Source organism: Metabacillus sp. RB-C-LZQ-3-1 (assembly GCF_058315175.1).
Genome location: NZ_JBZFLI010000006.1, coordinates 1 through 13,234 on the forward strand (window position 1 = coordinate 1; position 13,234 = coordinate 13,234).

12 protein-coding genes and 15 tRNA genes are annotated in these 13,234 nt (G+C 37.2%); 24 read left to right on the forward strand and 3 right to left on the reverse strand.

Annotation, left to right across the window (positions count from 1 at the left end; all coding sequences use genetic code 11):
* Nucleotides 1-14 precede the first annotated feature (14 nt).
* The 20 genes from AC4GZ8_RS11055 (at nt 15) to AC4GZ8_RS11150 (ending at nt 7,304) form a co-directional block, all read left to right on the forward strand.
* Nucleotides 15-90: transfer RNA gene (locus AC4GZ8_RS11055), tRNA-Ala, on the forward strand.
* A 100-nt stretch (nt 91-190) separates the two neighbouring features.
* A tRNA-Met gene (locus AC4GZ8_RS11060) sits at nt 191-267 on the forward strand.
* A gap of 18 nt (nt 268-285) precedes the next feature.
* Nucleotides 286-378: transfer RNA gene (locus tag AC4GZ8_RS11065), tRNA-Ser, on the forward strand.
* Between the two features lie 33 nt (nt 379-411).
* Nucleotides 412-488, forward strand: a tRNA-Met gene (locus AC4GZ8_RS11070).
* Nucleotides 489-550: 62 nt separating this feature from the next.
* Nucleotides 551-627: transfer RNA gene (locus AC4GZ8_RS11075), tRNA-Asp, on the forward strand.
* A gap of 183 nt (nt 628-810) precedes the next feature.
* A tRNA-Phe gene (locus tag AC4GZ8_RS11080) sits at nt 811-883 on the forward strand.
* 10 nt (nt 884-893) lie between these two features.
* Nucleotides 894-977 (forward strand) — tRNA-Tyr (locus AC4GZ8_RS11085).
* 12 nt (nt 978-989) lie between these two features.
* A tRNA-Trp gene (locus tag AC4GZ8_RS11090) sits at nt 990-1,063 on the forward strand.
* Nucleotides 1,064-1,074: 11 nt separating this feature from the next.
* Nucleotides 1,075-1,150, forward strand: a tRNA-His gene (locus AC4GZ8_RS11095).
* A gap of 140 nt (nt 1,151-1,290) precedes the next feature.
* A tRNA-Gln gene (locus AC4GZ8_RS11100) sits at nt 1,291-1,365 on the forward strand.
* A 6-nt stretch (nt 1,366-1,371) separates the two neighbouring features.
* A tRNA-Cys gene (locus AC4GZ8_RS11105) sits at nt 1,372-1,445 on the forward strand.
* A gap of 15 nt (nt 1,446-1,460) precedes the next feature.
* Nucleotides 1,461-1,534 (forward strand) — tRNA-Gly (locus tag AC4GZ8_RS11110).
* 23 nt (nt 1,535-1,557) lie between these two features.
* A tRNA-Ile gene (locus AC4GZ8_RS11115) sits at nt 1,558-1,634 on the forward strand.
* A gap of 9 nt (nt 1,635-1,643) precedes the next feature.
* Nucleotides 1,644-1,718: transfer RNA gene (locus AC4GZ8_RS11120), tRNA-Asn, on the forward strand.
* A gap of 41 nt (nt 1,719-1,759) precedes the next feature.
* Nucleotides 1,760-1,833: transfer RNA gene (locus tag AC4GZ8_RS11125), tRNA-Arg, on the forward strand.
* 204 nt (nt 1,834-2,037) lie between these two features.
* Nucleotides 2,038-2,781, forward strand: coding sequence for a PadR family transcriptional regulator (locus AC4GZ8_RS11130; RefSeq protein WP_491081917.1), 744 nt, complete (start codon nt 2,038-2,040; stop codon nt 2,779-2,781).
* A complete protein-coding gene (locus AC4GZ8_RS11135; protein ID WP_491081918.1) occupies nt 2,781-4,523 on the forward strand; it encodes an ABC transporter ATP-binding protein in 1,743 nt (580 codons plus the stop codon). Before AC4GZ8_RS11130 ends, AC4GZ8_RS11135 begins: the two co-directional genes overlap by 1 nt.
* Nucleotides 4,524-4,536: 13 nt before the next feature.
* A complete protein-coding gene (locus tag AC4GZ8_RS11140) occupies nt 4,537-6,321 on the forward strand; it encodes an ABC transporter ATP-binding protein (protein WP_491082224.1) in 1,785 nt (594 codons plus the stop codon).
* A gap of 21 nt (nt 6,322-6,342) precedes the next feature.
* Entirely contained in the window at nt 6,343-6,699 is a 357-nt protein-coding gene (locus tag AC4GZ8_RS11145; protein WP_491081919.1) for an antibiotic biosynthesis monooxygenase family protein, read from the forward strand.
* A gap of 179 nt (nt 6,700-6,878) precedes the next feature.
* The gene (locus tag AC4GZ8_RS11150) at nt 6,879-7,304 is read left to right on the forward strand and encodes a VOC family protein (protein ID WP_491081920.1); all 426 of its coding nucleotides are present in this window, start codon (nt 6,879-6,881) and stop codon (nt 7,302-7,304) included.
* Between the two features lie 102 nt (nt 7,305-7,406).
* On the opposite strand, the gene sda is transcribed toward AC4GZ8_RS11150, so the two are convergent.
* Together sda and AC4GZ8_RS11160 are read right to left on the reverse strand one after the other, a co-directional pair.
* Entirely contained in the window at nt 7,407-7,574 is a 168-nt protein-coding gene (sda, locus tag AC4GZ8_RS11155) for a sporulation histidine kinase inhibitor Sda (protein WP_491081921.1), read from the reverse strand.
* A 299-nt stretch (nt 7,575-7,873) separates the two neighbouring features.
* Entirely contained in the window at nt 7,874-8,791 is a 918-nt protein-coding gene (locus tag AC4GZ8_RS11160) for an ArsR/SmtB family transcription factor (protein WP_491081922.1), read from the reverse strand.
* Between the two features lie 674 nt (nt 8,792-9,465).
* On the opposite strand from AC4GZ8_RS11160, the gene AC4GZ8_RS11165 reads away from it, so the two are divergent.
* From AC4GZ8_RS11165 to AC4GZ8_RS11180, 4 genes are all read left to right on the forward strand, one after another.
* The gene (locus AC4GZ8_RS11165) at nt 9,466-10,440 is read left to right on the forward strand and encodes a glycoside hydrolase family 43 protein (RefSeq protein WP_491081923.1); all 975 of its coding nucleotides are present in this window, start codon (nt 9,466-9,468) and stop codon (nt 10,438-10,440) included.
* 31 nt (nt 10,441-10,471) lie between these two features.
* Nucleotides 10,472-11,962, forward strand: coding sequence for an alpha-N-arabinofuranosidase (locus AC4GZ8_RS11170; protein WP_491081924.1), 1,491 nt, complete (start codon nt 10,472-10,474; stop codon nt 11,960-11,962).
* Nucleotides 11,962-12,228, forward strand: a complete 267-nt coding sequence (locus tag AC4GZ8_RS11175) for a DUF6171 family protein (protein ID WP_491081925.1) — start codon at nt 11,962-11,964, stop codon at nt 12,226-12,228. The genes AC4GZ8_RS11170 and AC4GZ8_RS11175 overlap by 1 nt, the downstream gene beginning before the upstream one ends.
* A 141-nt stretch (nt 12,229-12,369) precedes the next feature.
* Complete coding sequence (locus tag AC4GZ8_RS11180) at nt 12,370-12,633, forward strand: hypothetical protein (RefSeq protein ID WP_491081926.1); 264 nt, start codon at nt 12,370-12,372, stop codon at nt 12,631-12,633.
* Between the two features lie 43 nt (nt 12,634-12,676).
* Here AC4GZ8_RS11180 and hxlB read toward each other — a convergent pair whose 3' ends face one another.
* Nucleotides 12,677-13,234 (reverse strand): 6-phospho-3-hexuloisomerase, encoded by a 558-nt coding sequence (hxlB, locus tag AC4GZ8_RS11185; protein WP_491081927.1) that lies wholly within the window; start codon nt 13,232-13,234, stop codon nt 12,677-12,679.

Below are 13,234 nucleotides of genomic sequence, written 5' to 3' on the forward strand. Positions count from 1 at the left end.
AAAACATTTGAATTGGGGCCTTAGCTCAGCTGGGAGAGCGCCTGCTTTGCACGCAGGAGGTCAGCGGTTCGATCCCGCTAGGCTCCACCAAATCACTCATTATTATTTTGAGAATCTTCAGTGTAGGCTTTCGAGGAATGTGTCTGTAAGAGGCATGACTTGTTTTACACAAAGAGCGTTTAATAACTATGGCGGTGTAGCTCAGCTGGCTAGAGCGTACGGTTCATACCCGTGAGGTCGTGGGTTCGATTCCCTCCGCCGCTACCATTATCACATATGTTTATTGGAGGAATACCCAAGTCCGGCTGAAGGGATCGGTCTTGAAAACCGACAGGGGTGTCAAAGCCCGCAGGGGTTCGAATCCCCTTTCCTCCTCCATATGTATTGTCATACGGTTGACTTTTTTATTATCGCGGGGTGGAGCAGTCTGGTAGCTCGTCGGGCTCATAACCCGAAGGTCGCAGGTTCAAATCCTGTCCCCGCAACCAATTTACGTTGACGTGGCTAAATCGAAGAAATATAGTGGTACTGTCTAGTGTAATCAAATAATGGTCCGGTAGTTCAGTTGGTTAGAATGCCTGCCTGTCACGCAGGAGGTCGCGGGTTCGAGTCCCGTCCGGACCGCCATATTAATAATATAAATAAACTAATTTTTAATACTATTCATGCATTATGTAAAAGGGTTTCGATATGAGAAAAGGTCGAGGAAACGACTGAGTGAACACCGGAGCGTATCTAAATACGTGAGGTTGTGAACGAAGGAGTTGACGAAGAGATTTGAAGCTTAACGGAAGCCGGTAAACTAATTATGGATCGGTAGCTCAGTTGGTAGAGCAATGGACTGAAAATCCATGTGTCGGCGGTTCGATTCCGTCCCGAGCCACCTTTCATCTGGAGGGGTAGCGAAGTGGCTAAACGCGGCGGACTGTAAATCCGCTCCTTAGGGTTCGGCAGTTCGAATCTGCCCCCCTCCACCATTTAATTTTAATAGGGGCATAGTTTAACGGTAGAATAGAGGTCTCCAAAACCTTTGGTGTGGGTTCGATTCCTACTGCCCCTGCCAAGTGAATAATGGCGGTTGTGGCGAAGTGGTTAACGCATCGGATTGTGGTTCCGACATTCGTGGGTTCGATTCCCATCAGCCGCCCCAATCAATTATTAATTGAAAATAGAAGGTTTCATTTGAAAAGCAATAAAAAGAGAGTAGTTTTTACAGAGACACTAAGTGTACCTTGTAGTCGAGGATACATGTAGCATAATCGAAGAAGTTTTTTCATGTAGCTTATTCAATGGGCTATAGCCAAGCGGTAAGGCAACGGACTTTGACTCCGTCATGCGTTGGTTCGAATCCAGCTAGCCCAGCCATTTTGAGGCATCATAGCCAAGTGGTAAGGCCGAGGTCTGCAAAACCTCTATCCCCGGTTCAAATCCGGGTGGTGCCTCCAATAAACTTTTTATATGCGGGTGTAGTTTAGTGGTAAAACCTCAGCCTTCCAAGCTGATGATGAGGGTTCGATTCCCTTCACCCGCTCCAATACATATAATATCTACATAAATGGGCCTATAGCTCAGCTGGTTAGAGCGCACGCCTGATAAGCGTGAGGTCGATGGTTCGAGTCCATTTAGGCCCACCATGATGTTGTTCCGCAGTAGCTCAGTGGTAGAGCTATCGGCTGTTAACCGATCGGTCGCAGGTTCGAATCCTGCCTGCGGAGCCATTTTTATGAAAAAAACTAGATCAAATTATTGAAATTATTATGCGCCTTTAGCTCAGCAGGATAGAGCAACGGCCTTCTAAGCCGTCGGTCAGAGGTTCGAATCCTCTAAGGCGCGTCAACATGAAAGGGTCAGATCCCATCTGGATACAAACCAAGTATCTTGATTGGATCTGACCCTTTTTGTGTTGATGAGTTCGTTGGAAATTCTGTTTGTTTAATCTTAAAATAAACTTTAAAAAAATTTTTTCATTGTATTCTGAAACTATATCGATTAAAATTTATCGTAATAGTTCATGTGAATATGAATGGAGGTTTCGTATTGTTAGGAAATATAAGTCAAGAAATGTTGACCATGCTTACATATATCAGTAGAAAAAATATTACGAAGGAGGAGCTATTTTCAGATATTAAGGAAGAGATAAGGAATCTTAATACATGTATTGATGAGGCGATTGAAAAAGAATTTGTTCATTTAGACGAACAGGAAGTCCTTTCATTAACACATAAAGGCTTGAAAACTGCACTTAAATTTTTTGAAAAGCAGCCGCATTTAAGAGAGAAAATGAAGTCAAAGTTCACAAAAAGAAGAGGAATTATACAGCTTGCCATTCTACAGCTATTAAAAGAAGAACCAAGACATGGATACCAAGTAATGAAACAGCTAGAACAGAGAAGTGAAGGGTTTTATTCACCTAGTGCGGGAACAGTTTATCCAGCTTTACAGGATTTAGTTGAAAAGGAACTTATAGAAGTAAATATAGAGCGAGAGAAAAAAATATATACCTTAAAAGACGAAGGATTCGAGTTTCTTCATCAATTAATAGATGAAGAAGACGAGGTGTTTTGGCAGGAGTGGAGAATGCGATTGCGTTGGAAGCAGTCTGAAGAAGCATCACTAGTTCGAGAAGAAATGGGAAAGCTTCAATTAGAGTTTCATTATGCAATGAAACAGGTGTTATTTGAGCCTTCTCTTGCAAAGGATGTTCTTTCGATGCTACATACATGCAGGGAGGAGCTAATCAATTGGTCCGACAAGCAACAAAAAAGTAAAGGCGTGAAGTGATGAAAACAGTCAAAAACCTAATACCTTATACAAAGCCGTACAAGCCCTTTGTTATTCTTGCTCCTTTATTAATGGCTCTAGAGGTGACAATGGATTTATTGCAGCCGCTTCTTATGCAAAAGATAATTGATAACGGAATTGCAGTAGATGATACAGCTTATGTCATCCAAATGGGAACTTTTATGTTCATTGCAGCGATTATCGGTTTAATAGGTGGAATTGGTTGTACGATCTTTAGTACAAAATCAGCAGTTAATATTGCTTCGGATATTCGCCAGGATTTATTTGAAAAGATCGAACATTTATCAAGTGTAAACCGAGACAAAATCGGTAGCGGAAAACTGATTACAAATGTAACGAGTGATATTACTTCCGTTCAAACAGCCATTATGATGACACTGCGTGTATTTGTGAGAGGACCTCTTCTCTTTATCGGAAGCGTCATCATTGTTTTCTTACAAGCAAGGGAGTTATTTCCGATTTTGGTTGTTTTAATTCCAATTCTTTTCTTTTTCATTATCCTTCTTTCAAAAAAAGCAAGTAAATGGTTTAAAAGAGTTCAAGAAGCACTAGATCAGCTTAATACGAAGCTTCAAGAAAGTATAGCTGGTATTAGGGTAGTAAAGGCTTTTGTACGAAAGGATTTTGAAAAACAATTATTTAATAGAGTGAATATTTCACTAACAAATAAGTCTAAAATAGCCGAGCAAATTATTACGATTCTTATGCCTGTGCTCCTTTTTGTGATTAATATTGGAATGGCTGTTGCCCTGATTTTTGGCATCTTACCAATTAGTGGCGAGGCAATACAAGTGGGTGTCATTTTGGCTTTTATAAACTATCTAAACATAATTTTAATGGCACTAACTTCAAGTAGTATGGTACTTATGCAGTTAATGCGGGCACTTCCATCTGCAAAACGGATCCAAGAGGTTTTAGATATTGACACTAATAGGAACCGAGCGGAAAAAACATTAGATGAAATGCCAATAATAGGAGAAGTAGAGTTTCGAAATGTTTCATTTTCATATAGTAAGAATGGTGAATATGTACTAAATAAAGTCTCCTTTTCTGCAAAACCGGGGGAGAAAATTGGCATTATTGGGGCAACCGGAAGTGGAAAAACAACATTAGTTAAGTTGTTTCCAAGATTATATGATGTTGATAATGGTGAGATTTTAATAGATGGTCAAAATATCAAACATATAAATATAAAACATCTTCGTGCATCAATTGGGTATGTCACTCAAAAACCATTTTTATTTTCAGGAAGCATCAAATCCAATTTAAAATTTGGAATGGAAACTGCGTCAGAAATTGAAATACAAACGGCTTCTCAACATGCATGTGCAGACGAATTTATTGAAAAACTTGAAGCCCGTTATGAACACCCTATAACACAAGAAGGGACAAATTTATCAGGGGGACAAAAACAACGTTTATCACTTGCAAGGGCATTTGTAAGGAAGCCATCTATACTGATTTTAGATGATCCAACATCTGCAGTAGATGCTCGTTCTGAAGCAACAATTCTTGATGCATTAAAGTCATCTTATTCTAATACAACAATCTTTATGGTCGCCTCGAAAATCTCATCTATTATTGATGCAGATCAAATTCTTGTTGTTGAGGAAGGGCATCTAGTTGGGAAAGGAACACATCAGGAATTATTAGAATCATGCTCTGTTTATCGAGAAATCTATCAAACACAAGCACATACTGGAGGTGTAATGGTTGAGTAATAGTATTACAAGAATGCAGCAATCAACGGGCGCAGCAGGACCTAAAGGAAGAATACAAGGACCTGCTAAGGATCCAAAAGGAACACTGCTGAGAATTTGGTTGTATATGGAAAGACAAAGAATGGGCTTAGTGATCTCGGTTGTTCTTGTTATTTTTTCTTCGATACTAAGTCTTCTAGGTCCATATTTTATTGGAGTAATTATTGACCATTACATTCTTCCGAGAGATGTGTCCGGTACTATTCGAATGGTATGGTTGCTTGTCGGAATTTATGTTGGAACATCTATCATTACCTGGGTTCAAAGCTATGTGATGGTGAATATTTCACTTAATACAATTAAAGTATTACGCGAGGATTTATTTGCAAAATTACAAACCCTCTCGTTAAGGTTTTTTGATCGGAATAAACATGGGGAGCTAATGAGTCGGTTTACAAACGACCTTGAGCAGCTAAATCAAGCGCTCAGCCAAAGTGTCATTCAGTTTGTTTCCTCATTTTTAACAATCATCGGTGTTACAATTGCTATGTTTTCCTTAAACTGGGTATTGGCCATTGTCTCATTTTTGACTATTCCACTTATGCTCTTTGTGACGAAAAAAATCATAAGTGTAAGCCGGAGAAATTTTTCACAAAGACAAAAGGATGTTGGAGAGTTGAATGGCTTTGTAGAAGAAACAATCAACGGTGGAGAGGTTATTTCTTTATTTGGCAAGGAAGAGGATACATTCCAACAATTTCACGAGGTTAATGAGCGATTACGCCATTCTGCGATTCGAGCAGATATGTTTTCCGGAACACTTGGACCTGTTAATAACTTTTTAAGTAATATAGGTCTTGCTATTGTGATTGCAACTGGAGCATTGATGGCTTTAAAAGGACATACAACCATTGGGGTTATCGCGTCCTTTGTAACATATTCAAGACAGTTTACAAGACCGATTAATCAATTATCAACTTTGCTTAATTCGATTCAAGCTGCTTTAGCTGGCGCTGAACGCGTTTTTGAAACGATGGATGAAGTCCCTGATTTAATCGACAAAAAAGATGCAGTTCCAATCGATTCATTAAAAGGGGCAGTACATTTTCAACATGTTAACTTTAGTTATGATCAAAAGAAACTTATTTTAAAAGATATTCATTTTTCAGCAAAGCCGGGAGAGATGATTGCTTTTATAGGGCCAACCGGCTCTGGTAAAACAACGATCATTAATTTGCTTATGAGGTTTTATGATGTTCAATCTGGAGAGATTTTACTAGACGGTATAAATATTAAAGACTATAGACTTCGGGATTTACGCAAAAGAATTGGGATTGTGCTTCAAGATCCTTATTTATTTTCGGGGACCATTATGGAGAATATCCGATACGGCCGTCTTGAAGCGACAGATGAAGAAGTGATTGAAGCTGCAAAAACAGCCTCTGCACATGGATTTATTAAGCATTTGCCGGAACAATATCAAACACGTATTACATCAGGCGGCCAAAATATCAGCCAAGGACAAAAACAGCTACTTTCCATAGCTAGAGCTATCTTAGCAAATCCGGATTTGTTAATTTTAGATGAAGCAACGTCTAATATTGATACGAAAACTGAAATTGATATTCAAAGGGGCATTCGAAATTTAATAAAAGGTAAAACGAGCTTTGTGATTGCTCATCGTTTAAAAACAATTGAGTTAGCTAATCAAATCATCGTCATTCAGGATGGTGAGGTCATAGAGAGTGGAAACCATCACGAATTGCTAAACCAACGTAGCTTTTACTTTGACCTTTACTCAAAACAAATGACAATCTAATAAATAGGAAGGATGAAGAACATGTTTGTAAACACAGCAACATTTGAAATTGAAAAAGCATATGAGGAAAGATTGGTTAAGAAAAGAGAAAAAGACAAAGAAAAGTTGGCTGAGGCAAAAGGATTGATCTCCTTTGAATGCTGGAAAAGAGAAAACACAGGAACAGTTGAATTTGTCTATGTATCAAAGTGGGGATCTCAAGCTGATTTTAAAGCATGGATCTCTAGAGAAGATCATGTAAACGAACATAAAGAAATGAACAAAAAGAGGAAAGAAAATCCTCAACAAGAACAAGTGAAAATGAAGAAAACTCTTAGAGCCTACGAACTTTATGACTCTTTTAGAGAAATAAAAGCAGAAACGTTCCTTGATGATTAAATCCAGGGGCTTTCATTATATTTTTCTCGTAATGAATAGAACCGTATGTTTAAGAAATAAATCGATGTCCATAATATGATTTGTAAAATAAATACTAGTAGAACACAAAGTGTATATGGTATGATAAAATGGTCGAACGTACATTCGATTCTATAATACATAAAAGGAGCTGTGAAAACATGATTAAAGAAATTTACCCTTATTTAGTTTTTAATGGAAATGCAAAAGAGGCAGTCGATTTTTATGAAACAGCATTGGATGCGAAAGTTTTAGATTTAAAAACCTTTGGAGACATGCCTGACAATCCTGAATATCCTACCCCAGAAGAGGCAAAAGGAAGAGTACTCAATGCACATTTAAAAATAAATAACACAAATCTAATGTTTTCCGACACGTTCCCAGGTCAACCATACACAATTGGATCACACATTACCTTAGCGTTAATCATTGATAACATAGAAAAGACAAAAGAAGTTTTTGATAAGTTAAAAGCTGATGGTGAAGTTTTAATGGAATTACAACAAACTTTTTGGAGTCCATTATACGGGCAAGTGAAGGATAAGTTTGGAATCACATGGCAAGTTTCTACTGAAACGGAAAATTAATTATAAATTGATAAAAAGCACAATTTGAGAATTGTGCTTTTCATTTACTATTAGAACTGAAAGATTTTTTGTATAATCTTTTAAAAAAACATCTATCAGGTATTACAACAATTTATCCTGTAACGTAATGGGTAAGGGCATCGTACGAGATTTCATTTCTTCAAGTAGTATTTTAATAAAGTCCTCAGATACGTTTAATTTAAGTGCATCCATATAGGCTTTATAAAGGGATGTGTTAGAAATTAGTTTTAGAGTAGTTCGATTTTGCATAGTTTCATTAACTCCTTGTAAAGTAATAACATAGTGAATATTTTAGCTAAAATACACTTGAAAGATAAGGCTTTCGACGATCAATCCTACAATTAGACAAAAAAAGTAAAAGATAAGTAAAATAAAGTAAAAATATAAGTAAAAAGAAATAGTTATAATAAGGTGAAATAGTTACCGTAAAGAGAGTATTGGATATACGAAGAGGAAAACGATGTTTAATGGTGAATTGATAAAGGCTATTTAAGTGGATAAAAGCAAAAAACACCACCTTCCCAAACACAGGAAAGGTGGCGTGGAAATTAAGCTTTTTGTTCCTTAGAGTAATAGAGTCGAAAGATAATATCCTGATTGTAGTTACCAAAACCTGAACCAAATAGTGTAACCCCTCCGACATGCTCCGCATCTTTTTCGACAGCAACTCTGAACGTCCATTGTTTCTCACGAATTCCTACATCATGAATGGTGACATCAGAGATTTTATTTCCATCCATATAAGTTCCATTAGCAGTAATACGGAGGTATTTTAATAAACCGTACTGGTTAATAATACTTGGCCACCATGAAGGAGTGTATTTTCCTTTATTATCGCCAAAGTCACCAGGGCTGGTCCAGATACCTAAAAATACCTTATTCAAATAAAATGAAATATCAGATGGCCAATTATTATTTGTATCAGGTGCTTCTGATGAAAGTTCCATTGAAATTTCAAGTTCTTCTGGCCGGTTGCTTGATAACAAAAAGTTTGGGATTTTATATTCAACATAGCCTTGACCGAACCAAAGAATATTTGCGTTCACTCGTTCGTGATCAAGAAAATAGCGGGGTTCATCAAATTCCCCTATTATTTTCTCCCTAGTTGCTAGGCCGCATGTTGGTTCAATTAGAAAGTCGGTATAATGGCCTACTGACACATCTGTTTGATGAAATTCTTTAATTTGACTAAGTTGTGCTGGAAAATTGATTTCAATTTGATCGACATCAAGAACACATAATTTTTGTAATCCAGCTTTGCCTGGAACCATGTCAGTACGGATAATACCTGCTTTTTCTAGTTTTTTTACATGCATGGTCATAATAGCACTGCTTAATTCAGCAGCCTCTGCTAATTCCCTAATATTCATAGGTCGTTGGGATAGTAATTGAATAATTTTTAAACGTACTGTGCTTGCTAACGCTTCATATATAGGTAAATATTCATTTGTGGTATCTATTTTCATGAATTTAGTCCTCCATCATAACAGACTGTTTACATATAATATACATGTTTGTTAATTAGTATACAAGTATGTTAACCTTACAGATTTTATTTTATACTAATATTAATATTCTATGTTTCTCTGCACTGAAATGTTTAAGACTATCCTTTAAACTAAGGTTGGTCTTGAAATGAAATAGGTAAGAGAAATTGATTATACATAGTTAATTAGCTGAGTCAAGGAATTGATTAAATTTTCTAATAACAGTTGACAGGTATATGGTTAATAAATATACTAATCATTAATAACATATATATTAATAAAACCGACAATATGTTAATGTTTTTGTTTACGTAGAAGGAAATAAATCATGAGAAAAAAAGGAGAAGGTATACATGAGGTTGTTATGTTGTATTTCTAAGTGGAGTTGAAAGCGCTTAACACCTTGCTTAATGTGTTGCTGCATCTCCACCGCTTTAAGTTGGTGGTCTTATTATGGCCGTTCCATTTTTCTGGATGTTGTCAACATCACTAAAACCAGAAGGTGCTGTCTTTACCGTGCCTACTCAATGGATTCCAAAAGAATTCGTTTAGGAAAATTACTGGCCGTTTTGACAGAAGCAAATCTTTTAAGAGGTTTTTTGAATACGTTTGCGGTGGTTATAGGAAGTTTACTAGAAAAGGAGAGTTTATTTATGTCACAAAGATATCAAAATCCAATAATAGAGCAACGTGCAGACCCTTGGGTGTATAAGCATGTTGATGGCTATTATTATTTTACTGCATCTGTACCAGAATATGATCGCATTGAATTGCGTAGAGCATCCACTATTCAAGCATTAGGTGAGGCAGAGCCTGTTGTTGTTTGGAGAAAATATGATCGCGGGCCGTTGAGTGCGAATATATGGGCACCTGAAATTCATTATATTGATGGAGCTTGGTACATTTATTTTGCAGCTGCTAGAACGGCTGAAACAAACGAAGGATTATTTGATCATCGTATGTATGTGATTGAAAACAAGTCAGCCAATCCTTTGGAGGGTACATGGGAGGAAAAAGGTCAGATCAAAACAAAATGGGAAACGTTCGCACTAGATGCAACAACTTTTGAACATAAAGGTGAACGATATCTTGTCTGGCCACAAAAAGATCCGAACATAGAAGGTAATTCTAATTTATATATCGCAAAGATGGAAAATCCATGGACGATTACAGGCGATCAAGTCATGATCACGACCCCAGAATACGACTGGGAAAAAATCGGTTTCCTTGTTAATGAAGGTCCTGCTGTATTGAAACGTAATGGGAAAATCATGGTTTCCTTCTCAGCCAGTGCAACAAATCATAACTATTGTATGGGTCTATTGTATGCACCAGAGGATGCAGACTTACTCGATCCTGCTTCATGGACCAAGCTTACAGAACCAGTATTTCAAACGAATGAAACAACTGGTCAATATGGACCAGGTCATAATAGTTTTACTGTATCAGAAGATGGAAAAGAAGATGTGATCGTGTATCATGCAAGAAATTATAAAGAAATTGTTGGTGATCCACTATACGATCCTAATCGACATACACGTGCTCAAGTGTTTACGTGGGGAGAGGATGGATTGCCTAAATTCGGGGAACCCGTTCCAGATCGTGAAACGACTATAAATGAAAAGTAAGTAATAGATTAATAATATAGGAGTGTATGAGATGAGTAATTCAATAATTATCAATGCAGATATCGAAAAAGGGAAAATAAATAAAAATATTTACGGACACTTTGCGGAGCATCTTGGGCGCTGTATTTATGAAGGGATTTGGGTAGGGGAAGATTCGTCAATACCCAATACAAAAGGAATTCGAAATGATGTTCTTCAAGCACTTAAAAACCTAAATATTCCTGTTTTACGCTGGCCGGGCGGTTGCTTTGCTGATGAGTATCATTGGAAGGATGGAGTTGGACCACGAGAAACCAGAAAAAGAATGGTTAACACGCATTGGGGCGGAGTAGTTGAGAACAATCATTTTGGTACACATGAATTTATGCTTCTTTGTGAGTTATTAGAGTGCGAGCCATACATTTGTGGAAATGTTGGGAGTGGAACTGTTCAGGAAATGTCTGAATGGGTTGAATATATGACATTTGATGGTGAATCTCCGATGGCCAACTGGAGAAGTGAGAATGGCCGCGAAAAACCTTGGAAATTAACGTATTTTGGAGTTGGTAATGAAAACTGGGGCTGCGGCGGAAATATGCGCCCGGAATATTATGCAGATCTTTATCGTCAGTTCCAGACCTATGTTCGAAACTATGGAGACAATAAAATCTACAAAATTGCCGGTGGGGCCAATGTCGACGACTATAATTGGACAGAAGTGTTAATGCGCAATGCTGGCCGATTTATGGATGGCTTAAGTCTTCATTACTACACAATTCCAGGTGATTTCTGGTTAGGGAAAGGCTCTGCAACAGATTTTACCGAAGATGAGTGGTTTATTACGATGAAAAAAGCCTTGCATATGGATGAGCTTGTGACAAAACATGGCACAATTATGGATAAATATGATCCAGAAAAACGTATTGGCATGATTGTAGATGAATGGGGAACTTGGTTTGATGTAGAGCCAGGAACAAATCCCGGGTTTTTATATCAACAAAATACGATTCGTGATGCGCTTGTTGCAGGTATTACACTAAATATATTCAATAACCACTGTGATCGAGTACAAATGGCAAACATCGCTCAAACTGTGAACGTTCTTCAAGCAATGGTATTAACAGAAGGAGATCAAATGATTCTAACGCCGACGTACCATGTTTTTGATATGTATAAGGTTCATCAAGATGCAACATGCCTGACAGTAGAATCAAAAACGACATCATTTAAGGGTCAAAAGGATGAAATTCCATCTGTTCATCTTTCAGCTTCAAAAAACGCTCAAGGTGAAGTGAATATTACATTGTGTAACCTAAGTAATCAGGATTCTGCACCTGTGTCAATCGAATTAAGAGGTTTGTTGGGAAAAAATGTAACAAGTGTTAAAGGGAAAATTTTAACATCAGAAAATATGAATGACCGTAATACATTTGAAAATCCGACAGCTGTTGAACCAGTTTCATTTGAAAGATTAAATATAAACGAGAATGAACTATCGTTCGAAATGCCGCCTATGTCCGTTTTACTTATTACAGCATCATGATGGAAGCTGACACAAAAAGAAACTGTAAAAGCTGTTTTCAAGTTGAACGCAGGTCAAAATCACAAATTTCTAAGCTTGTTCAAGAACAATTACAGTTAGAAACTAACCTAGTAGATGATACCCTATTCAAAAAGAGAATGGATATCTGCTTAAGCTGTCCTTCTCTTTCTAGTGAAACAACTTGCCTGCATTGCGGGTGTTATGTAGAATTTCGCACAAAACTATCATACAAGAACTGCCCACATCCAAGCGGAGCAAAATGGTAACAAGCAGCAGTAGATCACTACTTCAAGACATACAAAAAAGCGGACTGTTGGAGGTTACAATTGTAGCCTCCATTTTCTATAGAAATTAAGTAAAATTTCCTTAATTAGGATAAGCTAAAAGAAAAAAGCAGGGGTGAAAACATGAAAGTGGAGGGCGCTATTATTTCCGGAGAGTTTGATACCTCAATGAATGAATTTTCATTGCAAACAGTGAAACAATTTTATACAGAATCGACTTTAAGACAAAGTCAACTGAATCTGCTATATGAATATTTACAGAAACACAAACATGAAGAAGACGGACAGTTTGTCACATTATACGACCAAATGCCAGTGCGGTTAAGTCAATCTGAAATTTATCAATTACTAGAGGATTTAAAAAAAGTTAAAGAACTTTATCACTAATAGAAAGGGCAGTCCAAGTTTATTTGAAACTGCCCATCAAAATTTATTCTAAGTTTGCATGTTTTCCGTACATTTTTTGACTAGTAAGGCCTTTTTTTTCCATAAACCTTAAAATAATGGCATCATAAAATAGCAATAAAGTTTGTTCAAAAAGAGATCCCATAGGCTGGATCGTATCTGTTTGTCCCGCAGTATGGTCTTTGGCTGCACCAGGCAGTTCGACAGTCATATCAGCAAGTTGTCCTATTGTAGACTCGGGAAAAATCGTGATTGCAGCAATTTTACCACCAATATTTTTTGCTTTCTCAGCAATGGTAATTAAGCTTTTTGTTTCACCTGAACCAGAGCCTATAATAAGAAGATCATCCTTTTCGAAGGTAGATGTGATAGTTTCGCCGATCACATTAGAATCAAGACCCATATGCATCATGCGCATCGCAAATGATTTTCCCATAAATCCGGATCTTCCTGCACCAGCTATGAATATCTTATTTGATTCAAGAATAGCGTTCACGAGTTTTTCAGCATCTTGATTATGAATTTCTTTGACAGAATGGTCAAGTTCGCAAATGATTTTATTCAAATATTCACTTGTTTGCAT